The 26,723-nt window shown below is 47.0% G+C and carries 9 protein-coding genes, 5 tRNA genes, 8 rRNA genes and 1 riboswitch; of the genes, 19 read left to right on the forward strand and 3 right to left on the reverse strand.

Annotated elements, in window-relative coordinates:
* Nucleotides 1-84 precede the first annotated feature (84 nt).
* Nucleotides 85-1,440 (forward strand): MATE family efflux transporter DinF, encoded by a 1,356-nt coding sequence (dinF, locus tag OCV44_RS00615; protein WP_211349781.1) that lies wholly within the window; start codon nt 85-87, stop codon nt 1,438-1,440.
* Nucleotides 1,441-1,625: 185 nt separating this feature from the next.
* Here dinF and sthA read toward each other — a convergent pair whose 3' ends face one another.
* Nucleotides 1,626-3,026 (reverse strand): Si-specific NAD(P)(+) transhydrogenase, encoded by a 1,401-nt coding sequence (sthA, locus tag OCV44_RS00620; protein ID WP_086048554.1) that lies wholly within the window; start codon nt 3,024-3,026, stop codon nt 1,626-1,628.
* A 327-nt stretch (nt 3,027-3,353) separates the two neighbouring features.
* Between sthA and fabR the strand changes: the two genes are divergently transcribed.
* Nucleotides 3,354-3,995, forward strand: a complete 642-nt coding sequence (gene fabR / locus OCV44_RS00625) for an HTH-type transcriptional repressor FabR (protein ID WP_010438693.1) — start codon at nt 3,354-3,356, stop codon at nt 3,993-3,995.
* Entirely contained in the window at nt 3,995-4,366 is a 372-nt protein-coding gene (locus OCV44_RS00630) for a YijD family membrane protein (RefSeq protein WP_139686116.1), read from the forward strand. The genes fabR and OCV44_RS00630 overlap by 1 nt, the downstream gene beginning before the upstream one ends.
* Before the next feature lie 86 nt (nt 4,367-4,452).
* Here OCV44_RS00630 and trmA read toward each other — a convergent pair whose 3' ends face one another.
* On the reverse strand, nt 4,453-5,562 hold the full coding sequence (gene trmA, locus OCV44_RS00635) for a tRNA (uridine(54)-C5)-methyltransferase TrmA (protein ID WP_139686117.1): 1,110 nt from the start codon (nt 5,560-5,562) through the stop codon (nt 4,453-4,455).
* Nucleotides 5,563-5,746: 184 nt separating this feature from the next.
* Nucleotides 5,747-5,948, forward strand: a riboswitch (cobalamin riboswitch).
* A 40-nt stretch (nt 5,949-5,988) separates the two neighbouring features.
* On the opposite strand from trmA, the gene OCV44_RS00640 reads away from it, so the two are divergent.
* The 3 genes from OCV44_RS00640 to murI are packed head-to-tail and all read left to right on the forward strand — an operon-like array spanning nt 5,989 to nt 9,444.
* Entirely contained in the window at nt 5,989-7,863 is a 1,875-nt protein-coding gene (locus OCV44_RS00640) for a TonB-dependent receptor domain-containing protein (protein WP_139686118.1), read from the forward strand.
* A gap of 48 nt (nt 7,864-7,911) precedes the next feature.
* Nucleotides 7,912-8,577, forward strand: coding sequence for an adenine nucleotide alpha hydrolase (locus OCV44_RS00645; protein WP_139686119.1), 666 nt, complete (start codon nt 7,912-7,914; stop codon nt 8,575-8,577).
* Nucleotides 8,578-8,637: 60 nt separating this feature from the next.
* Nucleotides 8,638-9,444, forward strand: a complete 807-nt coding sequence (murI, locus tag OCV44_RS00650; RefSeq protein ID WP_211349782.1) for a glutamate racemase — start codon at nt 8,638-8,640, stop codon at nt 9,442-9,444.
* Here the strand turns inward: murI and OCV44_RS00655 are convergent.
* Entirely contained in the window at nt 9,407-9,859 is a 453-nt protein-coding gene (locus OCV44_RS00655; RefSeq protein ID WP_009848258.1) for an RNA recognition motif domain-containing protein, read from the reverse strand. The two genes, murI and OCV44_RS00655, sit on opposite strands and share 38 nt — an antisense overlap.
* A 633-nt stretch (nt 9,860-10,492) precedes the next feature.
* Between OCV44_RS00655 and OCV44_RS00660 the strand changes: the two genes are divergently transcribed.
* The 13 genes from OCV44_RS00660 (at nt 10,493) to OCV44_RS00720 (ending at nt 26,721) form a co-directional block, all read left to right on the forward strand.
* Nucleotides 10,493-12,047, forward strand: a 16S ribosomal RNA gene (locus tag OCV44_RS00660).
* A gap of 355 nt (nt 12,048-12,402) precedes the next feature.
* Nucleotides 12,403-15,296: ribosomal RNA gene (locus OCV44_RS00665) — 23S ribosomal RNA — on the forward strand.
* 95 nt (nt 15,297-15,391) lie between these two features.
* Nucleotides 15,392-15,507: ribosomal RNA gene (gene rrf / locus OCV44_RS00670) — 5S ribosomal RNA — on the forward strand.
* 389 nt (nt 15,508-15,896) lie between these two features.
* Nucleotides 15,897-17,451: ribosomal RNA gene (locus OCV44_RS00675) — 16S ribosomal RNA — on the forward strand.
* Nucleotides 17,452-17,518: 67 nt separating this feature from the next.
* A tRNA-Ile gene (locus OCV44_RS00680) sits at nt 17,519-17,595 on the forward strand.
* Nucleotides 17,596-17,616: 21 nt separating this feature from the next.
* Nucleotides 17,617-17,692 (forward strand) — tRNA-Ala (locus OCV44_RS00685).
* A 334-nt stretch (nt 17,693-18,026) separates the two neighbouring features.
* Nucleotides 18,027-20,920: ribosomal RNA gene (locus OCV44_RS00690) — 23S ribosomal RNA — on the forward strand.
* A gap of 91 nt (nt 20,921-21,011) precedes the next feature.
* Nucleotides 21,012-21,127, forward strand: a 5S ribosomal RNA gene (gene rrf / locus OCV44_RS00695).
* 389 nt (nt 21,128-21,516) lie between these two features.
* Nucleotides 21,517-23,071: ribosomal RNA gene (locus OCV44_RS00700) — 16S ribosomal RNA — on the forward strand.
* Between the two features lie 90 nt (nt 23,072-23,161).
* Nucleotides 23,162-23,237, forward strand: a tRNA-Glu gene (locus OCV44_RS00705).
* Nucleotides 23,238-23,239: 2 nt separating this feature from the next.
* Nucleotides 23,240-23,315 (forward strand) — tRNA-Lys (locus OCV44_RS00710).
* Between the two features lie 32 nt (nt 23,316-23,347).
* Nucleotides 23,348-23,423, forward strand: a tRNA-Val gene (locus OCV44_RS00715).
* A 404-nt stretch (nt 23,424-23,827) separates the two neighbouring features.
* A 23S ribosomal RNA gene (locus tag OCV44_RS00720) occupies nt 23,828-26,721 on the forward strand.
* The 16S, 23S and 5S rRNA genes sit together here with 5 tRNA genes alongside, the layout of an rRNA operon.
* Nucleotides 26,722-26,723 lie beyond the last annotated feature (2 nt).

The raw sequence follows: 26,723 nt of genomic DNA on the forward strand, positions 1-26,723 counted from the left end.
CATAGCCGCTATAAGTAAAATTCCACAACATAGTGAAAGCCCACTCACTAGGTTAAACTATCGCCTCTAATCTCAGAGGTGATCGTGAAGTTATTTAATCCCCAAACCATTTTTCAAATTTTATCCAATCAGGCGATGCACAAAAAAGTGCTGTTGCTCGCGATCCCTATGGTTCTTTCCAATATTACGGTTCCACTGTTGGGCTTAGTCGATGCTGCGGTTATCGGTCATCTGGAACATTCTTGGTATTTAGGTGGTGTGGCGCTGGGTGGCACAATGATCAACGTGACCTTTTGGCTGCTCGGTTTCTTACGCATGTCGACGACTGGGCTAGCCGCACAATCTTATGGTGCGGACGATGGCAAGCAGCTTGGCTTGGTTTTCGTGCAAGGCGTGACCATGGCTTTAGGCTTTGCAGGTGTATTTTTACTATTGCACAGCTTTGTTGCGGATGCGGTTTTCTCATTGAGCAGTGCCAGTGAGCAAGTCAAACATTATGGCCTACAGTACTTCTCTATCCGCGCTTGGAGTGCACCTGCTGCGCTGACTAACTTTGTAATTTTAGGTTGGCTACTCGGGACTCAAAATGCCAAAGCGCCAATGTGGATGGTGATCATCACCAATGTCACCAATATCGTTTTGGATATCGTTTTTGTTATCGGTTTAGAATGGCAAGTCGAAGGTGCAGCATTGGCATCTGTAATGGCTGATTATGCCGGTCTAACATTTGGCCTGATTTGTATTTACCGAATCTGGTTGAGAAAGCAGTTACCATCGCCATGGGATCTGCTTAAGAAAACCAGCCAAGGTTTGAGTCGTTTCGTAAAACTGAATCGCGATATCTTCCTTCGTTCACTATGCCTACAAGCGACTTTCACTTTCATGACCTTCCAAGGTGCAAGCTTTGGCGATGATGTTGTGGCAGCCAATGCAGTGTTGATGAGTTTCTTGATGATCATCTCTTATGGGATGGATGGTTTTGCTTATGCAATGGAAGCTATGGTCGGAAAGGCGATTGGCGCGAGAGATAAAGAAGAGTTAAATCAGTCTTTGATTGGCACTTTCTTCTGGAGCTTCAATATTTGTTTGGTACTGACCATAGCGTTCGCGATTGTTGGGTCTAGCTTGATTAATATGATCACCACCATCCCAGAAGTGAAGACTCAGGCTGAAGTTTACCTACCGTGGTTGATTGCGATGCCGCTCATTTCTATGTGGTGCTTCTTGCTGGACGGTATCTTCGTGGGCGCAACCAAGGGCAAAGATATGCGTAATAGTATGTTTGTGGCTACCTGCAGTTTCTTCGTAATTTTCTACTTAGCATCAGGTTTAGAGAATCATGCGCTGTGGCTAGCAATGTTGAGCTTTATGGCGATGCGTGGCATTGGTCTTGGTGTGTTGTTTGTTTCTCAGTGGAAGAAGGGTGAGTTTCTCGCTTAGTTTGCATAGCTTAGTTCAGGGAGCGATAAATAGAAGCTGTGCAGATAAAAAGGTATTTAGACTATCATGTTCTAATTACTCGCATAGATATATAATTCAGTAGTTTAAATGAAAACAGCAAGCTCATGGCTTACTGTTTATGTATTTGGCCTACAGGTGGTCAAATAGTTCTGTTGGTTCTTTGTTTAGAACAAACGGTTAAGTCCGTTAAGCGCTGCTACGCGATACGCTTCGGCCATCGTTGGGTAGTTAAATGTGGTATTCACAAAGTACTCGATGGTGTTGGCTTCACCTTTCTGTTCCATGATCGCTTGGCCGATATGAATGATTTCAGCAGCACGTTCACCAAACACGTGAATGCCCAAAATCTCTTTGGTCTCACGATGGAAGAGTATCTTCAAGCTACCAATATCTTTACCTGCGATTTGAGCACGAGCTAAGTGCTTGAATGAAGAACGTCCCACTTCATACGGAACTTTAGCTGCGGTAAGCTCTTGCTCGGTTTTACCAACAGAGCTGATCTCTGGGATGGTGTAGATGCCTGTTGGAATGTCTTCGATAAGGTGTCGTTCGGCTTCACCTTTCACCACGGCTTGAGCCACGAATCGACCTTGATCATAAGCAGCACTTGCTAGGCTAGGATACCCAATTACATCACCGACAGCGTAAACATGTTCAACACTGGTTTGGTAGTTGCTGTTGACTGATACTTGTCCACGAGAGTCCGCTTCTAAGCCAACCGCACCAAGGTTCAGCTTGTCAGTATTACCCGTTCGGCCATTGGCATACAGTAGACAGTCGGCACGCATTTTCTTACCTGACTCTAGGTGAATGATTACGCCGTCATCAGTGCCTTCAATTTTCTCAAAGGTCTCATCGTTACGAATAACAACACCACTGTTCCAGAAGTGGTAAGAAAGTGCATCTGAGGTTTCGTTATCTAAGAAGGACAACAGGCGATCGCGAGTATTAATGAGATCGGTTTTAACGCCTAAACCGCGAAATATAGAGGCATATTCACAGCCGATAACACCAGCACCATAGATGATGATGTGCTGAGGGTCGTGTTTCAGAGAAAGAATCGAATCGCTGTCGTAGACACGTTCATGCAGGAAGTCGACATTGTCTGGTTGATAAGGACGAGAACCTGTCGCGATAACAAATTTGTCTGCACTGTAATGTTCTTCAGTGCCGTCACTTTGCATTACAGATATGGTGTGGGTGTCGATAAAACGTGCAGTACCGAAGACTAACGTGCATTGGTTGCGATCGTAGAAACCTTGGCGTAGTCGAGTCTGTTTGTCTATGACCGATTTAGCATGCCCCAGAATATTGGAAAATGTTGAGTGGATACTTTTGTTGTTCTGACAAAACAGAGGGTTACTGTTGAATTCAATTATACGGCTTACGGCATGACGCAGTGCTTTGGAAGGAATGGTCCCCCAGTGGGTACAACCACCACCAACGCTGCTCTCTTTTTCAATGATTGCAACGTTCAACCCTGCTTTGGTTAACCCCATCGCTGCCCCTTCTCCTCCGGGGCCACTACCAATTACGATTACATCAAAGTGGTTGGAGTGTGGCATAGATATCTTCCTTGTTATATTTGATTAACATTGCTTTAGCGAGATTTTAACTGATTCTGTTCTTGGGTACATGAAAAGGGCATCAGAGAGTCGGTGAGATCACGTCATGCTACTGAAAAAATAATATTTGGTATGTCGTATGTCTCCAAATGACGGTGCGGATATTGAAATGTTTTCTTTGAACGTATTTACTTTGATACGTGAACAAAGAGGTGTGTTTAGTGTCTTATATAACCAGAGTGCCTTATATAAGTAAGTGATTCGCGTTATATTGGATAGAGTATTAGACATGCCTGTTTAGGCTGTAAAAGAAGATGTTGATAAAGTATGAAACCAATGGGCATTCGCGCACAGCAAAAAGAAAAGACTCGTCGTAGCTTAATCGATGCGGCATTTAGCCAACTCAGTGCCGATCGTAGTTTTTCTAATCTAAGCTTGAGAGAAGTCGCTCGTGAGGCTGGAATAGCTCCGACTTCCTTTTATCGCCACTTCAAAGACATGGATGAGCTTGGCTTAACTATGGTTGATGAAGGTGGCTTATTGTTGCGTCAGTTGATGCGTCAAGCTAGGCAACGCATAGTAAAAGAAGGCAGCGTGATTCGCACATCGGTTGAAACCTTTATGGAATTCATTGAAAGCAGTCCAAACGTATTCAGACTGTTATTGCGGGAGCGCTCAGGAACCTCATTTGAGTTTCGTGCCGCGGTAGCTCGTGAGATACAGCACTTCTCTGCTGAGTTAACCGAATATTTAATCACAACAGGAATGACAAGAGACGAAGCTTTTACTCAAGCGGAAGCCTCCGTCATCTTAGTTTTTAACTCAGGGGCAGAAGCATTAGATTTAGATCGACGTCAGCGAGATGAATTGGCTGAGCGTTTGATCATGCAATTGCGAATGATGGCCAAAGGAGCTTTTTGGTATCGTAAAGAACGTGAACGTAACCGATTAAAAGGCGGGATTGAATAATGTCGAATGAAAATAATACTGTAAACCGTGGTTCTGAAAAAAAGACACTCGTACTTGCTGTTGTAGCAGGTGTATGTGGTGATGCACTGTTATCTTGGGTAACAATGAGCGAAGTGGGCTTCTCTATTTTCCCGCTGATTGCTTTAGTGTTGGCTGTACAAGCGCTATACCAAGAATACCTAACAAATCCAGTATCTGAAGATATTCCGTTAGTGGGTTTAGCTTGCTTCTTTGTAGGTGCATTTGGCCACTCGGCTTTTGTGAAAGCACAGCACCCTGATGCCGGGTCAAATTTCTTTGCGATTATCGTCGCGATGCTACTGCTCGCTTGGGTAGGTAAGAAGCTAGGCTTTATCGGTAAAACCGCTTAAACCAACGTATAAATAAAAAAACGAGCCAATTGGCTCGTTTTTTTGTATCTGCTGTTTAGCTTCAACGTTGATCTAGAGAGCGAGGCTTACGCTTTACGCTCTAGGAATACACCGGCTTCCATATGGTGCGTGTAAGGGAACTGGTCAAATAGAGCAAAACGAGTGATATCGTGCGTTTCGCTTAGAATATCTAGGTTCTCTTTCAAAGTTTCAGGGTTACAAGAGATGTACATGATGCGCTCGTAACCTTGAACCATCTTACAAGTATCCACATCCATACCTGAACGTGGTGGATCAACAAAAATAGTGTTGCAGTTGTAACTCTTCAGATCGATGTTTGCTTGTTGTAGGCGACGGAATTCACGCTTGCCTTCCATTGCTACGGTAAAATCTTCCGCAGACATGCGGATGATCTGAACATTTTCAATCTTGTTGGCTGCGATGTTGTATTGCGCAGATTCTACTGACGGCTTCGCTAGTTCTGTTGCCAGTACACGTTCGAAGTTCTGTGCCAGTGCTAGTGAGAAGTTACCGTTACCACAGTAAAGTTCAAGCAAGTCGCCTTTGCTGTCTTGAGTACAGTCGACTGCCCACTCCAACATTTTTTCTGCTACTTTACCGTTTGGTTGGGTAAAGCTGTTCTCAACTTGCTGGTAGATGTAGCTATCACCATTCACATCTAGCTTTTCAATAACGTAGTCGCGGTCCAGTACGATTTTCATCTTACGCGCACGGCCGATCAGGTTTAGGTTAAAACCTTCATCGTTTAATTGCTGCTTAAGTGCTTTAGCATCTTGAATCCACTGTTCACCCAATTGGCGGTGGTAAAGCAGTGACACCAAAATCTCACCACTTAAAGTCGAAAGGAAATCGACTTGGAAGAGCTTATGGCGCAGAGAATGGTTGTCTTTCATTGCATCCGTTAAGAGAGGCATTAGATCGTTGATCAGGCGGCTAGCCGCTGGGAACTGGTCGACACGGTATTTTTCTTTAGTCTCTTGATTGAACATGACGTAATACATATCGTCACCTTCATGCCACACACGGAATTCAGCACGCATGCGGTAGTGTTGCTCTGGAGATTCATACACTTCCAACTCAGGCACATTATATTCTGAGAACATTTCAGTAAGACGCTCAGTCTTTTCTACGAGTTGTTCTTGGTAGCGTTGCGGGTTTACTTCTAAATTCGCCATTGTTATGCCTTTTGCTGTCGTGCTTTTAAATCAAGAGCGCAGATTTTATTCAATCTCAGCACTATGTCCAGTGTTGTCCTAACAATGAGTAAAAGATCGTTCGTAAATAATAGCAATGTAATATCACTAAAGTTTTGTAGCACGGAAATTTTGAATATTGACTGGACAAAAGAAAGATAGCTTAATAACATCTTTGCAAGCTGGTGCTATCTAGATGTATAGATGGCTGAAAGGGAATCTGGTGGGAATCCAGAACTGACGCGCAGCGGTAAAAGAGAACGAGTATTCATAGACACTGCAAATAGCATTTTGTGGGAAGTCGAATATTAGGTAACCGAAAGGTTGTGCTCTTGAGTCCGAATACCTGCCAGCGGCCAAGCCACATAATGTGGCTTGGTAGGACTTTACGCGATTTAGGATCACAATATGAACAAATCCCTTTTAGCGGTTGCTGTAGCATCGCTGCTTTCACCTATCTCCAATTTACACGCACAAGAAGCATCTGCTGACGAAACCATGGTCGTTACGGCTAACCGTTTTGAGCAGTCTGTGGGTCAAGTTACAGCAACGGTCGACATTGTGACTAAAGAGCAAATTGATAATCTGCAAATCAAATCTCTAACGGAAGCTTTAGCATTGTTACCTGGTGTGCAAGTAACGCAAAATGGCGGACGTGGACAAAACAGTTCAGTCTTTGTCCGCGGTACCTCTTCGAATCAAAGCATTGTCCTCTATAACGGGGTGAGAATTGGTAGTGCGACAACTGGTAGTGCGAACTTCTCTGCTATTCCTCTAAGCGGTGTTGAACGTATCGAGTTAGTAAAAGGTGCTCGTGCTGCGGTATATGGTGCTGATGCAATAGGTGGCGTAATTAACATTATTACTTCATCAGGGGCTGATGTTGACTCAGGTACAGTTCAAATTGGAGCTGGTACTGACAACTATCGCCAAGGCGCAGCTGGTGTGAGCTCTAAAGTTGGTCAGAACTCTTGGATCAATATGTCTGTAAACACTGAAGCGTCAGATGGTTTTGATGTCGTAGGCACTGGCCCGGTTCAACCTGATGAAGATGGCTATAGCCGTCAAGACTTAACGCTTGAGGTTGGGACAAACTTTTCACCTGAGTGGTCTGCCAAAGTGATGGGCTTCTATCATAAAGGCGTGACTGAATATGAAAGTTATAAGGACTTTTCAACAGGTAAGCTATCAGCTGATGAGCAAGAATCTATTCTTTTCAACTACGCAGCGCTTGTTGCATATAATGGTGAGAAGTATCGTTCATCTTTGTCTGTATCAACTAACCGCGACGATAGTAACAATAAAGGCGGTCAAGTTCCGGGTAGCCACTTAATCACTGACCGCCATGCTCTTAACTGGCTGAACTCTTATCAGCTATCTGAGAGCTTTGCACTTAATGCTGGCGTAGATCTAACCAAAGATACCGTGGCTGATTCCAAAATTTGGAGCAGCAATAGCTACCAGAAATATGACGGTACTAGTCGTAAGAATAATGCAGTATTCGCTTCGGCTTTCTATGACAATTCAGGTCTGCAAATTGAAGCAAGTGTTCGTCATGATGACAACGAAGTCTATGGCGGAAAGTCGACATGGCAGCTAGGAACTGGTTATCTTGTTAATCAGAATTGGCGTTTGATTGCGTCTGGTGGTACTGCCTTTCGAGCTCCGACATACAATGACTTATTCTGGCCTGGCTATGGTAAGAGTGACTTGAAACCAGAAGAGTCTTTGAGTTTTGAGGCTGGATTTGAGTTCTTCTCTGACGTATCAGATATACGCGTTGTAGGTTATTCAAATAAAATTACTAATTTGGTAAGTTATCAGTCAAAAGGTGAAGCTTTAAAGAATTCTGATGCGACAATACGTGGTATTGAAGTAAGCTCGCAGTTTGAGACCGGCGTGATTTCACACTCAGTGTCGCTAGACTTCCTAGACCATAACAACAAAATCAATGTTGCTGGTTATGGTCAACCAGAAGACATTCAAGATAAAGAGCTGTCTCGTAGAGCAAACTTTGCAGCGAAATGGTTGGTCAGCTATGAACACAATGACTGGCGTGGTGATTTGAGCTATCAGTATCAAGGTAAACGCTATGACGATGCAAAAAATACGGTGGAACTTGAACCGTATAGCCTCGTGAACTTTACACTAGCTTACCAGTTGACCGAACAATGGAAACTACGAGCTAAAGTTGAAAACTTGTTTAATACTCAATACCAAACGGTGGATAAGTATGAAACGCAAGATCAAGCATACTACCTAAATGCTTCATACCAGTTCTAACTGGTATGCAAACCGCCTTCGGGCGGTTTTTTCTTATTGGATATATCAATGAAAAAGAAAGTCGTCATAAGTTGGTCGTCAGGTAAAGACTCTACGTTAACGTTAGAGCGCCTACTTGAAAGCACCGAGCATGAAGTTGTTGCTCTCTATACGACATATGTTGGAGATGAAGTTCCTTTCCAAGTAACTCCTATTGAGGTAGTTGCAATGCAAGCTAGATTGATCGGTTTACCATTAATTATGATTGAGCTACCGGAAGTCTTCCCCAGTAATGAGGTTTACCAAAGTACGATTGTCTCGGCACTTAAAGGTTCTGGCCTATCAATCGATGCGGTCGCGTTTGGAGACATGTTTTGCAATGGTATTGCTGATTACCGAAGAAGCTATATAGAACCTGCCGGTTGGGAGTGTGTGTTCCCTCTAATGGGAGAGAGCAGTCAGGCACTTGCGAGTGAAATAATAGACAGAGGAATCGAAACCTTTCTCGTCACGGTCGATAACGATGCATTAGATATGAGCTATTGCGGGAAAGAATACACGCTTGACCTAATAGACAGCTTACCGATTCATGTCGATCCATGTGGCGAAGATGGTGAGTTCCACACCTTAGTGACGTCAGCGCCATGCTTTAAAGGTAAGCTTAAGATAGAGCTAGAAAATGTAGAGCAAGGTGAGCGCTTTGTTCATCAACGTTATCAAGCTTGCATTATGTAGAGTGATGATTGGCGAAAACTAAGCGAAGGAGTATCATTGCAGCGAAACTTATTATAGGTAATCGTCGTGTCGGATAGTCTGCAAAAAAATATATTGGTCTTTGATTCTGGAGTGGGTGGACTATCTGTATATAAGGAGATAAGCCAGTTACTACCGAATCATAACTATACTTATGTATTCGATAACGAGGCTTACCCATACGGTGAGCTCGATCAGCAAGTCCTTATCCACAGAGTTCAAAGCATCGTTGCCAGTTTTGTGGCTAGCCACACTATTGATATTGTGGTGATAGCCTGTAATACCGCAAGTACGATTGTGTTACCTACACTTCGAGCTAATAACCCAATCCCTATTGTCGGGGTTGTTCCGGCAATCAAGCCTGCATCCCTACTTGCCAATAAAGCCGTTGGTCTTATAGCAACACCCGCAACGATTACTCGTGAATACACACACGAGCTCATAAAAAACTTCTCTAGTAATAAAAGAGTTGAGCTTTTAGGTTCTACTCAGCTGGTGGATATGGCCGAAGATAAACTCCGAGGAGAGGCGATTAACCTTGAAGAGCTGCAGCAAATCCTCCAACCAATGATCAACACAATTGATGTGGCTGTTTTAGGGTGCACTCATTTTCCCCTGATCAAATCAGAGATTCAGCAAGTACTAGGTAAAAACGTTGTGTTGATTGATTCAGGTAAGGCTATTGCTAAGCGGGTTCAAGGTTTATTGGATTTAGAGAGCAGTACAGAAGAAGGGGGAGTGCGTGAGGCTTTTTGTAGTGCACTTCCTAAAAAAGAAAGTGCACTAAATAGTATGCTGAAGCAGTTAGGGTTTAGCTCAGTTCAGCTTCGTCCGTTTCTGGATGTTTAGGATCGTTTGCAACGCGTACTTTTAAAGTACGTTGCATGTAATCTTTATCGTTAAGTTCTGAAATAGCATGATTCACATCATTACTTGCCATAACAACAAATCCAAAACCTCTTCTTTTACCAGTCCGCTTGTCTTTCATTAGACGTACAGCAAATACTTCACCATATTCAGAGAACAATTCACGTACATGTGATTCATTCGCTTTGTATGGAAGGTTACCCACATAAAGTGTTTTTGTTGAAGCCTTAGGTTCTGACTCTGATTTTGAGTTGGTGCTTGAAAAATTAACAACAAAAGCGGAAGCCAAGACACCAAGGATAAAGGTAATTGCAGGCGATATATCTACCTGAGAGAAAACAATGCCGCCCAATACAGCTAGCGCGACAATTAACAACATCGATTTTTTTGAGTTCATATCGGAATACTACATATTAATAAACGAAATATACGCATCTACCATTAACAAAATAGACACATGAATCTTACGTTCATGGCTTCCATTTTGCCAATGTATTGCTGTGATACGTCTCAAATGTTTAGTTTTTATTCGAAAAATGCGGATGTGGTGGCTTTTTAGGCGAACAAAACTTTTATTCGAAAAAGCTCTTGTGCTCTATGTCGAACTCTCTATAATGCCGCCTCACCGACAAGGAGTGAGACGAAAGTCACACAGCGAAATCGGTAGAGAATAAGAGTTTTAAAATAACCCTTGACTCTCTAAGTGGTGCAGGTATAGTACGCACCCCTAGCGACTGAGATGCAAATCACAAAACGCTAGCGCTCTTTAACAATTTAAACCTATCAATCTGTGTGGGCACTCGTTGATGAATATCAAAACGTTATTGGTTCTTTTTCGAAAGAGCGTAATAACAGTTACTTCGGTAACAAACTTGATTTCAATGAACTGAGTGACCAATACGAATAACTTCGGTTATTTGGCACAGTCAATTCATTACCATTCTATTGGAATGGTAATAGCTTTAGAATTACATGTTTACTTCGGTAAATATTAGTTTTGAAGTCAGTATTCGTTGAGTCACAAAATCTTAAATTGAAGAGTTTGATCATGGCTCAGATTGAACGCTGGCGGCAGGCCTAACACATGCAAGTCGAGCGGAAACGACACTAACAATCCTTCGGGTGCGTTAATGGGCGTCGAGCGGCGGACGGGTGAGTAATGCCTAGGAAATTGCCTTGATGTGGGGGATAACCATTGGAAACGATGGCTAATACCGCATAATGCCTACGGGCCAAAGAGGGGGACCTTCGGGCCTCTCGCGTCAAGATATGCCTAGGTGGGATTAGCTAGTTGGTGAGGTAATGGCTCACCAAGGCGACGATCCCTAGCTGGTCTGAGAGGATGATCAGCCACACTGGAACTGAGACACGGTCCAGACTCCTACGGGAGGCAGCAGTGGGGAATATTGCACAATGGGCGCAAGCCTGATGCAGCCATGCCGCGTGTATGAAGAAGGCCTTCGGGTTGTAAAGTACTTTCAGTTGTGAGGAAGGGTGTGTAGTTAATAGCTGCGCATCTTGACGTTAGCAACAGAAGAAGCACCGGCTAACTCCGTGCCAGCAGCCGCGGTAATACGGAGGGTGCGAGCGTTAATCGGAATTACTGGGCGTAAAGCGCATGCAGGTGGTTCATTAAGTCAGATGTGAAAGCCCGGGGCTCAACCTCGGAACTGCATTTGAAACTGGTGAACTAGAGTGCTGTAGAGGGGGGTAGAATTTCAGGTGTAGCGGTGAAATGCGTAGAGATCTGAAGGAATACCAGTGGCGAAGGCGGCCCCCTGGACAGACACTGACACTCAGATGCGAAAGCGTGGGGAGCAAACAGGATTAGATACCCTGGTAGTCCACGCCGTAAACGATGTCTACTTGGAGGTTGTGGCCTTGAGCCGTGGCTTTCGGAGCTAACGCGTTAAGTAGACCGCCTGGGGAGTACGGTCGCAAGATTAAAACTCAAATGAATTGACGGGGGCCCGCACAAGCGGTGGAGCATGTGGTTTAATTCGATGCAACGCGAAGAACCTTACCTACTCTTGACATCCAGAGAAGCCAGCGGAGACGCAGGTGTGCCTTCGGGAGCTCTGAGACAGGTGCTGCATGGCTGTCGTCAGCTCGTGTTGTGAAATGTTGGGTTAAGTCCCGCAACGAGCGCAACCCTTATCCTTGTTTGCCAGCGAGTAATGTCGGGAACTCCAGGGAGACTGCCGGTGATAAACCGGAGGAAGGTGGGGACGACGTCAAGTCATCATGGCCCTTACGAGTAGGGCTACACACGTGCTACAATGGCGCATACAGAGGGCAGCAAGCTAGCGATAGTGAGCGAATCCCAAAAAGTGCGTCGTAGTCCGGATTGGAGTCTGCAACTCGACTCCATGAAGTCGGAATCGCTAGTAATCGTGAATCAGAATGTCACGGTGAATACGTTCCCGGGCCTTGTACACACCGCCCGTCACACCATGGGAGTGGGCTGCAAAAGAAGTGGGTAGTTTAACCTTTCGGGGAGGACGCTCACCACTTTGTGGTTCATGACTGGGGTGAAGTCGTAACAAGGTAGCCCTAGGGGAACCTGGGGCTGGATCACCTCCTTATACGAAGATAGTCACGATGAGTGTCCACACAGATTGATGGTTTAGATTTAGTTAAAGCCAGAGCTTTAATTAATAACGTAAGTTATTGATTAAAGCTTTTTGCTTTATGCTCTTTAACAATTTGGAAAGCTGACTGATTGATTACTTACGAGTAATTCAATCAAATTTAAAAGTTCTCAATGTTTATCTTTCATTAGATAAACACAACAAACACATTCAAGTGTCTTGTATTCGAATCAAACTTTAGTTTGATTCACAATTGAGTCCGGCAAACAGTTATCAAGAATTAACCCTTCTTGATGACAACCAAAAACCTTGGTTAGTTGCCATACACTAAGACCCTTTCGGGTTGTATGGTTAAGTGACTAAGCGTACACGGTGGATGCCTTGGCAGTCAGAGGCGATGAAAGGCGTAATAACTTGCGATAAGCCCAGATTAGGTAGTAATAACCTTTTGAGTCTGGGATTCCTGAATGGGGAAACCCACTTGCATAAGCAAGTATCCTGTTGTGAATACATAGCAACAGGAGGCAAACCGGGGGAACTGAAACATCTAAGTACCCCGAGGAAGAGAAATCAACCGAGATTCCGAAAGTAGCGGCGAGCGAAATTGGATTAGCCCTTAAGCTTTTAATGAGACAGATGAAGGCTCTGGAAAGTGCCGCAATAAAGGGTGATAGCCCCGTAATCGACATCTCATAATCAGTGAAAACGAGTAGGGCGGGACACGTGATATCCTGTCTGAATATGGGGGGACCATCCTCCAAGGCTAAATACTACTGACTGACCGATAGTGAACCAGTACCGTGAGGGAAAGGCGAAAAGAACCCCTGTGAGGGGAGTGAAATAGAACCTGAAACCGTGTACGTACAAGCAGTAGGAGCACCTTCGTGGTGTGACTGCGTACCTTTTGTATAATGGGTCAGCGACTTAATTTTAGTAGCAAGGTTAACCGTTTAGGGGAGCCGTAGGGAAACCGAGTCTTAACTGGGCGTACAGTTGCTAGGATTAGACCCGAAACCAGGTGATCTAGCCATGGGCAGGTTGAAGGTTGAGTAACATCAACTGGAGGACCGAACCGACTAATGTTGAAAAATTAGCGGATGACTTGTGGCTAGGGGTGAAAGGCCAATCAAACCTGGAGATAGCTGGTTCTCCCCGAAAGCTATTTAGGTAGCGCCTCGGACGAATACTACTGGGGGTAGAGCACTGTTAAGGCTAGGGGGTCATCCCGACTTACCAACCCTTTGCAAACTCCGAATACCAGTAAGTACTATCCGGGAGACACACGGCGGGTGCTAACGTCCGTCGTGGAGAGGGAAACAACCCAGACCGCCAGCTAAGGTCCCAAAGTATAGCTAAGTGGGAAACGATGTGGGAAGGCTCAGACAGCCAGGATGTTGGCTTAGAAGCAGCCATCATTTAAAGAAAGCGTAATAGCTCACTGGTCGAGTCGGCCTGCGCGGAAGATGTAACGGGGCTAAGCTATACACCGAAGCTGCGGCTACGTACCTTAGGGTATGTGGGGTAGGGGAGCGTTCTGTAAGCCGTTGAAGGTGGTCTGTAAGGGCTGCTGGAGGTATCAGAAGTGCGAATGCTGACATGAGTAACGATAAAGGGAGTGAAAAACTCCCTCGCCGGAAGACCAAGGGTTCCTGTCCAACGTTAATCGGGGCAGGGTAAGTCGACTCCTAAGGCGAGGCCGAAAGGCGTAGTCGATGGGAAACGGGTTAATATTCCCGTACTTCTTACAATTGCGATGGGGGGACGGAGAAGGCTAGGTGGGCCTGGCGACGGTTGTCCAGGTTCAAGTACGTAGGCGGAAAGTTTAGGTAAATCCGGACTTTCATTAACGCTGAGATACGATGTCGAGCTACTACGGTAGTGAAGTCATTGATGCCATGCTTCCAGGAAAAGCCTCTAAGCTTCAGATTGTAAGGAATCGTACCCCAAACCGACACAGGTGGTCGGGTAGAGAATACCAAGGCGCTTGAGAGAACTCGGGTGAAGGAACTAGGCAAAATGGTACCGTAACTTCGGGAGAAGGTACGCTCTTATCAGTGAAGTCCCTTGCGGATGGAGCAGACGAGAGTCGCAGATACCAGGTGGCTGCAACTGTTTATTAAAAACACAGCACTGTGCAAAATCGTAAGATGACGTATACGGTGTGACGCCTGCCCGGTGCCGGAAGGTTAATTGATGGGGTTAGACTTCGGTCGAAGCTCTTGATCGAAGCCCCGGTAAACGGCGGCCGTAACTATAACGGTCCTAAGGTAGCGAAATTCCTTGTCGGGTAAGTTCCGACCTGCACGAATGGCGTAATGATGGCCACGCTGTCTCCACCCGAGACTCAGTGAAATTGAAATCGCTGTGAAGATGCAGTGTACCCGCGGCTAGACGGAAAGACCCCGTGAACCTTTACTACAGCTTGGCACTGAACATTGAACCTACATGTGTAGGATAGGTGGGAGACTATGAAACCGCGTCGCTAGATGTGGTGGAGTCGTCCTTGAAATACCACCCTTGTAGTTTTGATGTTCTAACGTTGGTCCCTGAATCGGGATTACGGACAGTGCCTGGTGGGTAGTTTGACTGGGGCGGTCTCCTCCCAAAGAGTAACGGAGGAGCACGAAGGTGGGCTAAACACGGTTGGACATCGTGTGGTTAGTGCAATGGCATAAGCCCGCTTGACTGCGAGAATGACAATTCGAGCAGGTGCGAAAGCAGGTCATAGTGATCCGGTGGTTCTGAATGGAAGGGCCATCGCTCAACGGATAAAAGGTACTCCGGGGATAACAGGCTGATACCGCCCAAGAGTTCATATCGACGGCGGTGTTTGGCACCTCGATGTCGGCTCATCACATCCTGGGGCTGAAGTCGGTCCCAAGGGTATGGCTGTTCGCCATTTAAAGTGGTACGCGAGCTGGGTTTAGAACGTCGTGAGACAGTTCGGTCCCTATCTGCCGTGGGCGTTGGAAAATTGAAAGGGGCTGCTCCTAGTACGAGAGGACCGGAGTGGACGAACCTCTGGTGTTCGGGTTGTCATGCCAATGGCATTGCCCGGTAGCTAAGTTCGGAATCGATAACCGCTGAAAGCATCTAAGCGGGAAGCGAGCCTTGAGATGAGTTTTCCCTGGCACTATAAGTGTCCTAAAGGGTTGTCGTAGACTACGACGTTGATAGGCAGGGTGTGTAAGTGCTGCGAGGCATTGAGCTAACCTGTACTAATTGCCCGTGAGGCTTAACCATACAACACCCAAGGGGTTTTGTGGACTCAATAGAAAGACAGACCTTGAATGCGTTTGAAGAGACTTTTAGATAAGCTTTCCGAATTTTAAAATTTGCTTGGCGACCATAGCATTGTGGACCCACCTGATTCCATGCCGAACTCAGAAGTGAAACACAATAGCGCCGATGGTAGTGTGGGGTTTCCCCATGTGAGAGTAGGACATCGCCAGGCTTTAATTTCGACTTTGTCTATTTAATAGACAAGTCACCATAGAGTTCTAAGTTTCTTAGAGTTTTATGTTGACTTTCAAAGTGGAAAGCGTATTATACGCGTCCTGCTTACGTGCTAAGGCACTGAAAGCAAAGCTCTTTAACAATTTAAACCTATCAATCTGTGTGGGCACTCGTTGATGAATATCAAAACGTTATTACTTAGGTAATAGCAGTTACTTCGGTAACAAACTTGATTTCAATGAACTGAGTGACCAATACGAATAACTTCGGTTATTTGGCACAGTCAATTCATTACCATTCTGTTGGAATGGTAATAGCTTTAGAATTACATGTTTACTTCGGTAAATATTAGTTTTGAAGTCAGTATTCGTTGAGTCACAAAATCTTAAATTGAAGAGTTTGATCATGGCTCAGATTGAACGCTGGCGGCAGGCCTAACACATGCAAGTCGAGCGGAAACGACACTAACAATCCTTCGGGTGCGTTAATGGGCGTCGAGCGGCGGACGGGTGAGTAATGCCTAGGAAATTGCCTTGATGTGGGGGATAACCATTGGAAACGATGGCTAATACCGCATAATGCCTACGGGCCAAAGAGGGGGACCTTCGGGCCTCTCGCGTCAAGATATGCCTAGGTGGGATTAGCTAGTTGGTGAGGTAATGGCTCACCAAGGCGACGATCCCTAGCTGGTCTGAGAGGATGATCAGCCACACTGGAACTGAGACACGGTCCAGACTCCTACGGGAGGCAGCAGTGGGGAATATTGCACAATGGGCGCAAGCCTGATGCAGCCATGCCGCGTGTATGAAGAAGGCCTTCGGGTTGTAAAGTACTTTCAGTTGTGAGGAAGGGTGTGTAGTTAATAGCTGCGCATCTTGACGTTAGCAACAGAAGAAGCACCGGCTAACTCCGTGCCAGCAGCCGCGGTAATACGGAGGGTGCGAGCGTTAATCGGAATTACTGGGCGTAAAGCGCATGCAGGTGGTTCATTAAGTCAGATGTGAAAGCCCGGGGCTCAACCTCGGAACTGCATTTGAAACTGGTGAACTAGAGTGCTGTAGAGGGGGGTAGAATTTCAGGTGTAGCGGTGAAATGCGTAGAGATCTGAAGGAATACCAGTGGCGAAGGCGGCCCCCTGGACAGACACTGACACTCAGATGCGAAAGCGTGGGGAGCAAACAGGATTAGATACCCTGGTAGTCCACGCCGTAAACGATGTCTACTTGGAGGTTGTGGCCTTGAGCCGTGGCTTTCGGAGCTAACGCGTTAAGTAGACCGCCTGGGGAGTACGGTCGCAAGATTAAAACTCAAATGAATTGACGGGGGCCCGCACAAGCGGTGGAGCATGTGGTTTAATTCGATGCAACGCGAAGAACCTTACCTACTCTTGACATCCAGAGAAGCCAGCGGAGACGCAGGTGTGCCTTCGGGAGCTCTGAGACAGGTGCTGCATGGCTGTCGTCAGCTCGTGTTGTGAAATGTTGGGTTAAGTCCCGCAACGAGCGCAACCCTTATCCTTGTTTGCCAGCGAGTAATGTCGGGAACTCCAGGGAGACTGCCGGTGATAAACCGGAGGAAGGTGGGGACGACGTCAAGTCATCATGGCCCTTACGAGTAGGGCTACACACGTGCTACAATGGCGCATACAGAGGGCAGCAAGCTAGCGATAGTGAGCGAATCCCAAAAAGTGCGTCGTAGTCCGGATTGGAGTCTGCAACTCGACTCCATGAAGTCGGAATCGCTAGTAATCGTGAATCAGAATGTCACGGTGAATACGTTCCCGGGCCTTGTACACACCGCCCGTCACACCATGGGAGTGGGCTGCAAAAGAAGTGGGTAGTTTAACCTTTCGGGGAGGACGCTCACCACTTTGTGGTTCATGACTGGGGTGAAGTCGTAACAAGGTAGCCCTAGGGGAACCTGGGGCTGGATCACCTCCTTATACGAAGATACCACGATGAGTGTCCACACAGATTGATTAGGTTTAGAAAAGTAAAAGAGACGATATTGGGTCTGTAGCTCAGCTGGTTAGAGCGCTCGCCTGATAAGCGGGAGGTCGGTGGTTCGAGTCCACTCAGACCCACCAATATCGACTAGAAACAAAGATGGGGCTATAGCTCAGCTGGGAGAGCGCCTGCCTTGCACGCAGGAGGTCTGCGGTTCGATCCCGCATAGCTCCACCATCTTTAAGTGTTTTTATCTGAAAATATTTAAAAATGGTTTCGAAAGAAATCTAGCTCTTTAACAATTTGGAAAGCTGACTGATTGATTACTTACGAGTAATTCAATCAAATTTAAAAGTTCTCAATGTTTATCTTTCATTAGATAAACACAACAAACACATTCAAGTGTCTTGTATTCGAATCAAACGTTAGTTTGATTCACAATTGAGTCCGGCAAACAGTCATTAAGAATTAACCCTTCTTGATGACAACCAAAAACCTTGGTTAGTTGCCATACGCTTATTTGTCTTCACTTTTTAAAGTGAAAGCAAATAGAAACCCTTTCGGGTTGTATGGTTAAGTGACTAAGCGTACACGGTGGATGCCTTGGCAGTCAGAGGCGATGAAAGGCGTAATAACTTGCGATAAGCCCAGATTAGGTAGTAATAACCTTTTGAGTCTGGGATTCCTGAATGGGGAAACCCACTTGCATAAGCAAGTATCCTGTTGTGAATACATAGCAACAGGAGGCAAACCGGGGGAACTGAAACATCTAAGTACCCCGAGGAAGAGAAATCAACCGAGATTCCGAAAGTAGCGGCGAGCGAAATTGGATTAGCCCTTAAGCTTTTAATGAGACAGATGAAGGCTCTGGAAAGTGCCGCAATAAAGGGTGATAGCCCCGTAATCGACATCTCATAATCAGTGAAAACGAGTAGGGCGGGACACGTGATATCCTGTCTGAATATGGGGGGACCATCCTCCAAGGCTAAATACTACTGACTGACCGATAGTGAACCAGTACCGTGAGGGAAAGGCGAAAAGAACCCCTGTGAGGGGAGTGAAATAGAACCTGAAACCGTGTACGTACAAGCAGTAGGAGCACCTTCGTGGTGTGACTGCGTACCTTTTGTATAATGGGTCAGCGACTTAATTTTAGTAGCAAGGTTAACCGTTTAGGGGAGCCGTAGGGAAACCGAGTCTTAACTGGGCGTACAGTTGCTAGGATTAGACCCGAAACCAGGTGATCTAGCCATGGGCAGGTTGAAGGTTGAGTAACATCAACTGGAGGACCGAACCGACTAATGTTGAAAAATTAGCGGATGACTTGTGGCTAGGGGTGAAAGGCCAATCAAACCTGGAGATAGCTGGTTCTCCCCGAAAGCTATTTAGGTAGCGCCTCGGACGAATACTACTGGGGGTAGAGCACTGTTAAGGCTAGGGGGTCATCCCGACTTACCAACCCTTTGCAAACTCCGAATACCAGTAAGTACTATCCGGGAGACACACGGCGGGTGCTAACGTCCGTCGTGGAGAGGGAAACAACCCAGACCGCCAGCTAAGGTCCCAAAGTATAGCTAAGTGGGAAACGATGTGGGAAGGCTCAGACAGCCAGGATGTTGGCTTAGAAGCAGCCATCATTTAAAGAAAGCGTAATAGCTCACTGGTCGAGTCGGCCTGCGCGGAAGATGTAACGGGGCTAAGCTATACACCGAAGCTGCGGCTACGTACCTTAGGGTATGTGGGGTAGGGGAGCGTTCTGTAAGCCGTTGAAGGTGGTCTGTAAGGGCTGCTGGAGGTATCAGAAGTGCGAATGCTGACATGAGTAACGATAAAGGGAGTGAAAAACTCCCTCGCCGGAAGACCAAGGGTTCCTGTCCAACGTTAATCGGGGCAGGGTAAGTCGACTCCTAAGGCGAGGCCGAAAGGCGTAGTCGATGGGAAACGGGTTAATATTCCCGTACTTCTTACAATTGCGATGGGGGGACGGAGAAGGCTAGGTGGGCCTGGCGACGGTTGTCCAGGTTCAAGTACGTAGGCGGAAAGTTTAGGTAAATCCGGACTTTCATTAACGCTGAGATACGATGTCGAGCTACTACGGTAGTGAAGTCATTGATGCCATGCTTCCAGGAAAAGCCTCTAAGCTTCAGATTGTAAGGAATCGTACCCCAAACCGACACAGGTGGTCGGGTAGAGAATACCAAGGCGCTTGAGAGAACTCGGGTGAAGGAACTAGGCAAAATGGTACCGTAACTTCGGGAGAAGGTACGCTCTTATCAGTGAAGTCCCTTGCGGATGGAGCAGACGAGAGTCGCAGATACCAGGTGGCTGCAACTGTTTATTAAAAACACAGCACTGTGCAAAATCGTAAGATGACGTATACGGTGTGACGCCTGCCCGGTGCCGGAAGGTTAATTGATGGGGTTAGACTTCGGTCGAAGCTCTTGATCGAAGCCCCGGTAAACGGCGGCCGTAACTATAACGGTCCTAAGGTAGCGAAATTCCTTGTCGGGTAAGTTCCGACCTGCACGAATGGCGTAATGATGGCCACGCTGTCTCCACCCGAGACTCAGTGAAATTGAAATCGCTGTGAAGATGCAGTGTACCCGCGGCTAGACGGAAAGACCCCGTGAACCTTTACTACAGCTTGGCACTGAACATTGAACCTACATGTGTAGGATAGGTGGGAGACTATGAAACCGCGTCGCTAGATGTGGTGGAGTCGTCCTTGAAATACCACCCTTGTAGTTTTGATGTTCTAACGTTGGTCCCTGAATCGGGATTACGGACAGTGCCTGGTGGGTAGTTTGACTGGGGCGGTCTCCTCCCAAAGAGTAACGGAGGAGCACGAAGGTGGGCTAAACACGGTTGGACATCGTGTGGTTAGTGCAATGGCATAAGCCCGCTTGACTGCGAGAATGACAATTCGAGCAGGTGCGAAAGCAGGTCATAGTGATCCGGTGGTTCTGAATGGAAGGGCCATCGCTCAACGGATAAAAGGTACTCCGGGGATAACAGGCTGATACCGCCCAAGAGTTCATATCGACGGCGGTGTTTGGCACCTCGATGTCGGCTCATCACATCCTGGGGCTGAAGTCGGTCCCAAGGGTATGGCTGTTCGCCATTTAAAGTGGTACGCGAGCTGGGTTTAGAACGTCGTGAGACAGTTCGGTCCCTATCTGCCGTGGGCGTTGGAAAATTGAAAGGGGCTGCTCCTAGTACGAGAGGACCGGAGTGGACGAACCTCTGGTGTTCGGGTTGTCATGCCAATGGCATTGCCCGGTAGCTAAGTTCGGAATCGATAACCGCTGAAAGCATCTAAGCGGGAAGCGAGCCTTGAGATGAGTTTTCCCTGGCACTATAAGTGTCCTAAAGGGTTGTCGTAGACTACGACGTTGATAGGCAGGGTGTGTAAGTGCTGCGAGGCATTGAGCTAACCTGTACTAATTGCCCGTGAGGCTTAACCATACAACACCCAAGGGGTTTTGTGGACTCAAAGACAGACCTTGAATGAGTTTGAAGAGATATTTTAGATAAGCTTTCCGAATTTTAAAATTTGCTTGGCGACCATAGCATTGTGGACCCACCTGATTCCATGCCGAACTCAGAAGTGAAACACAATAGCGCCGATGGTAGTGTGGGGTTTCCCCATGTGAGAGTAGGACATCGCCAGGCTTTAATTTCGACTTTGTCTATTTAATAGACAAGTCACCATAGAGTTCTAAGTTTCTTAGAGTTTTATGTTGACTTTCAAAGTGGAAAGCGTATTATACGCGTCCTGCTTACTTGCTAAGGCACTGAAAGCAAAGCTCTTTAACAATTTAAACCTATCAATCTGTGTGGGCACTCGTTGATGAATATCAAAACGTTTTATCGTTAGATAAAACAGATTCTTCGGAATCAAAATTGATTTCAATGAACTGAGTGACCAATACGAATAACTTCGGTTATTTGGCACAGTCAATTCATTACCATTCTGTTGGAATGGTAATAGCTTTAGAATTACATGTTTACTTCGGTAAATATTAGTTTTGAAGTCAGTATTCGTTGAGTCACAAAATCTTAAATTGAAGAGTTTGATCATGGCTCAGATTGAACGCTGGCGGCAGGCCTAACACATGCAAGTCGAGCGGAAACGACACTAACAATCCTTCGGGTGCGTTAATGGGCGTCGAGCGGCGGACGGGTGAGTAATGCCTAGGAAATTGCCTTGATGTGGGGGATAACCATTGGAAACGATGGCTAATACCGCATAATGCCTACGGGCCAAAGAGGGGGACCTTCGGGCCTCTCGCGTCAAGATATGCCTAGGTGGGATTAGCTAGTTGGTGAGGTAATGGCTCACCAAGGCGACGATCCCTAGCTGGTCTGAGAGGATGATCAGCCACACTGGAACTGAGACACGGTCCAGACTCCTACGGGAGGCAGCAGTGGGGAATATTGCACAATGGGCGCAAGCCTGATGCAGCCATGCCGCGTGTATGAAGAAGGCCTTCGGGTTGTAAAGTACTTTCAGTTGTGAGGAAGGGTGTGTAGTTAATAGCTGCGCATCTTGACGTTAGCAACAGAAGAAGCACCGGCTAACTCCGTGCCAGCAGCCGCGGTAATACGGAGGGTGCGAGCGTTAATCGGAATTACTGGGCGTAAAGCGCATGCAGGTGGTTCATTAAGTCAGATGTGAAAGCCCGGGGCTCAACCTCGGAACTGCATTTGAAACTGGTGAACTAGAGTGCTGTAGAGGGGGGTAGAATTTCAGGTGTAGCGGTGAAATGCGTAGAGATCTGAAGGAATACCAGTGGCGAAGGCGGCCCCCTGGACAGACACTGACACTCAGATGCGAAAGCGTGGGGAGCAAACAGGATTAGATACCCTGGTAGTCCACGCCGTAAACGATGTCTACTTGGAGGTTGTGGCCTTGAGCCGTGGCTTTCGGAGCTAACGCGTTAAGTAGACCGCCTGGGGAGTACGGTCGCAAGATTAAAACTCAAATGAATTGACGGGGGCCCGCACAAGCGGTGGAGCATGTGGTTTAATTCGATGCAACGCGAAGAACCTTACCTACTCTTGACATCCAGAGAAGCCAGCGGAGACGCAGGTGTGCCTTCGGGAGCTCTGAGACAGGTGCTGCATGGCTGTCGTCAGCTCGTGTTGTGAAATGTTGGGTTAAGTCCCGCAACGAGCGCAACCCTTATCCTTGTTTGCCAGCGAGTAATGTCGGGAACTCCAGGGAGACTGCCGGTGATAAACCGGAGGAAGGTGGGGACGACGTCAAGTCATCATGGCCCTTACGAGTAGGGCTACACACGTGCTACAATGGCGCATACAGAGGGCAGCAAGCTAGCGATAGTGAGCGAATCCCAAAAAGTGCGTCGTAGTCCGGATTGGAGTCTGCAACTCGACTCCATGAAGTCGGAATCGCTAGTAATCGTGAATCAGAATGTCACGGTGAATACGTTCCCGGGCCTTGTACACACCGCCCGTCACACCATGGGAGTGGGCTGCAAAAGAAGTGGGTAGTTTAACCTTTCGGGGAGGACGCTCACCACTTTGTGGTTCATGACTGGGGTGAAGTCGTAACAAGGTAGCCCTAGGGGAACCTGGGGCTGGATCACCTCCTTATACGAAGATACCACGATGAGTGTCCACACAGATTGATTAGGTTTAGAAAAGTAAAGAGACGAAGAACTCCCAAGTTCTTCAATATCCAGTGTCCCGTTCGTCTAGAGGCCTAGGACACCGCCCTTTCACGGCGGTAACAGGGGTTCGACTCCCCTACGGGATACCATTGGGTCGTTAGCTCAGTTGGTAGAGCAGTTGACTTTTAATCAATTGGTCGCAGGTTCGAATCCTGCACGACCCACCATTCTTTCTCCGCGAAGGAATTAAAACTATCGTGGGCGATTAGCTCAGTTGGGAGAGCACCTGCCTTACAAGCAGGGGGTCACTGGTTCGAGCCCGGTATCGCCCACCATTCTCTAAATATTCTTGGTTATTGTCATATCCAAACCACTTCTTTTGTCGTTGGTTGGTGTGTTTGACCCTGAGAGTCTTTAGAAAATGTGAATTTTAGAACACTGGTTCTTAAAGTCTCATGCTCTTTAACAATTTGGAAAGCTGACTGATTGATTTACTTACAAGTAATTCAATCAAATTTAAAAGTTCTCAATGTTTATCTTTCATTAGATAAACACAACAAACACATTCAAGTGTCTTGTATTCGAATCAAACGTTAGTTTGATTCACAATTGAGTCCGGCAAACAGTCATTGAGAATTAACCCTTCTTAATGACAACCAAAAACCTTGGTTAGTTGCCATACGCTTATTTGTCTTCACTTTTTAAAGTGAAAGCAAATAGAAACCCTTTCGGGTTGTATGGTTAAGTGACTAAGCGTACACGGTGGATGCCTTGGCAGTCAGAGGCGATGAAAGGCGTAATAACTTGCGATAAGCCCAGATTAGGTAGTAATAACCTTTTGAGTCTGGGATTCCTGAATGGGGAAACCCACTTACATAAGTAAGTATCCTGTTGTGAATACATAGCAACAGGAGGCAAACCGGGGGAACTGAAACATCTAAGTACCCCGAGGAAGAGAAATCAACCGAGATTCCGAAAGTAGCGGCGAGCGAAATTGGATTAGCCCTTAAGCTTTTAATGAGACAGATGAAGGCTCTGGAAAGTGCCGCAATAAAGGGTGATAGCCCCGTAATCGACATCTCATAATCAGTGAAAACGAGTAGGGCGGGACACGTGATATCCTGTCTGAATATGGGGGGACCATCCTCCAAGGCTAAATACTACTGACTGACCGATAGTGAACCAGTACCGTGAGGGAAAGGCGAAAAGAACCCCTGTGAGGGGAGTGAAATAGAACCTGAAACCGTGTACGTACAAGCAGTAGGAGCACCTTCGTGGTGTGACTGCGTACCTTTTGTATAATGGGTCAGCGACTTAATTTTAGTAGCAAGGTTAACCGTTTAGGGGAGCCGTAGGGAAACCGAGTCTTAACTGGGCGTACAGTTGCTAGGATTAGACCCGAAACCAGGTGATCTAGCCATGGGCAGGTTGAAGGTTGAGTAACATCAACTGGAGGACCGAACCGACTAATGTTGAAAAATTAGCGGATGACTTGTGGCTAGGGGTGAAAGGCCAATCAAACCTGGAGATAGCTGGTTCTCCCCGAAAGCTATTTAGGTAGCGCCTCGGACGAATACTACTGGGGGTAGAGCACTGTTAAGGCTAGGGGGTCATCCCGACTTACCAACCCTTTGCAAACTCCGAATACCAGTAAGTACTATCCGGGAGACACACGGCGGGTGCTAACGTCCGTCGTGGAGAGGGAAACAACCCAGACCGCCAGCTAAGGTCCCAAAGTATAGCTAAGTGGGAAACGATGTGGGAAGGCTCAGACAGCCAGGATGTTGGCTTAGAAGCAGCCATCATTTAAAGAAAGCGTAATAGCTCACTGGTCGAGTCGGCCTGCGCGGAAGATGTAACGGGGCTAAGCTATACACCGAAGCTGCGGCTACGTACCTTAGGGTATGTGGGGTAGGGGAGCGTTCTGTAAGCCGTTGAAGGTGGTCTGTAAGGGCTGCTGGAGGTATCAGAAGTGCGAATGCTGACATGAGTAACGATAAAGGGAGTGAAAAACTCCCTCGCCGGAAGACCAAGGGTTCCTGTCCAACGTTAATCGGGGCAGGGTAAGTCGACTCCTAAGGCGAGGCCGAAAGGCGTAGTCGATGGGAAACGGGTTAATATTCCCGTACTTCTTACAATTGCGATGGGGGGACGGAGAAGGCTAGGTGGGCCTGGCGACGGTTGTCCAGGTTCAAGTACGTAGGCGGAAAGTTTAGGTAAATCCGGACTTTCATTAACGCTGAGATACGATGTCGAGCTACTACGGTAGTGAAGTCATTGATGCCATGCTTCCAGGAAAAGCCTCTAAGCTTCAGATTGTAAGGAATCGTACCCCAAACCGACACAGGTGGTCGGGTAGAGAATACCAAGGCGCTTGAGAGAACTCGGGTGAAGGAACTAGGCAAAATGGTACCGTAACTTCGGGAGAAGGTACGCTCTTATCAGTGAAGTCCCTTGCGGATGGAGCAGACGAGAGTCGCAGATACCAGGTGGCTGCAACTGTTTATTAAAAACACAGCACTGTGCAAAATCGTAAGATGACGTATACGGTGTGACGCCTGCCCGGTGCCGGAAGGTTAATTGATGGGGTTAGACTTCGGTCGAAGCTCTTGATCGAAGCCCCGGTAAACGGCGGCCGTAACTATAACGGTCCTAAGGTAGCGAAATTCCTTGTCGGGTAAGTTCCGACCTGCACGAATGGCGTAATGATGGCCACGCTGTCTCCACCCGAGACTCAGTGAAATTGAAATCGCTGTGAAGATGCAGTGTACCCGCGGCTAGACGGAAAGACCCCGTGAACCTTTACTACAGCTTGGCACTGAACATTGAACCTACATGTGTAGGATAGGTGGGAGACTATGAAACCGCGTCGCTAGATGTGGTGGAGTCGTCCTTGAAATACCACCCTTGTAGTTTTGATGTTCTAACGTTGGTCCCTGAATCGGGATTACGGACAGTGCCTGGTGGGTAGTTTGACTGGGGCGGTCTCCTCCCAAAGAGTAACGGAGGAGCACGAAGGTGGGCTAAACACGGTTGGACATCGTGTGGTTAGTGCAATGGCATAAGCCCGCTTGACTGCGAGAATGACAATTCGAGCAGGTGCGAAAGCAGGTCATAGTGATCCGGTGGTTCTGAATGGAAGGGCCATCGCTCAACGGATAAAAGGTACTCCGGGGATAACAGGCTGATACCGCCCAAGAGTTCATATCGACGGCGGTGTTTGGCACCTCGATGTCGGCTCATCACATCCTGGGGCTGAAGTCGGTCCCAAGGGTATGGCTGTTCGCCATTTAAAGTGGTACGCGAGCTGGGTTTAGAACGTCGTGAGACAGTTCGGTCCCTATCTGCCGTGGGCGTTGGAAAATTGAAAGGGGCTGCTCCTAGTACGAGAGGACCGGAGTGGACGAACCTCTGGTGTTCGGGTTGTCATGCCAATGGCATTGCCCGGTAGCTAAGTTCGGAATCGATAACCGCTGAAAGCATCTAAGCGGGAAGCGAGCCTTGAGATGAGTTTTCCCTGGCACTATAAGTGTCCTAAAGGGTTGTCGTAGACTACGACGTTGATAGGCAGGGTGTGTAAGTGCTGCGAGGCATTGAGCTAACCTGTACTAATTGCCCGTGAGGCTTAACCATAC

This window comes from Vibrio tasmaniensis, assembly GCF_024347635.1.
GTDB classification, from domain to species: Bacteria; Pseudomonadota; Gammaproteobacteria; order Enterobacterales; family Vibrionaceae; genus Vibrio; species Vibrio tasmaniensis.

Excerpts from the sequence above, each read along its gene's own strand:
- sthA (WP_086048554.1), bottom strand. The coding sequence starts at position 3,026 with ATGCCACACTCCAACCACTTTGATGTAATCGTAATTGGTAGTGGCCCC.
- fabR (WP_010438693.1), top strand. The coding sequence starts at position 3,354 with ATGAAACCAATGGGCATTCGCGCACAGCAAAAAGAAAAGACTCGTCGT.
- OCV44_RS00630 (WP_139686116.1), top strand. The coding sequence starts at position 3,995 with ATGTCGAATGAAAATAATACTGTAAACCGTGGTTCTGAAAAAAAGACA.
- trmA (WP_139686117.1), bottom strand. The coding sequence starts at position 5,562 with ATGGCGAATTTAGAAGTAAACCCGCAACGCTACCAAGAACAACTCGTA.
- OCV44_RS00640 (WP_139686118.1), top strand. The coding sequence starts at position 5,989 with ATGAACAAATCCCTTTTAGCGGTTGCTGTAGCATCGCTGCTTTCACCT.
- OCV44_RS00645 (WP_139686119.1), top strand. The coding sequence starts at position 7,912 with ATGAAAAAGAAAGTCGTCATAAGTTGGTCGTCAGGTAAAGACTCTACG.
- OCV44_RS00655 (WP_009848258.1), bottom strand. The coding sequence starts at position 9,859 with ATGAACTCAAAAAAATCGATGTTGTTAATTGTCGCGCTAGCTGTATTG.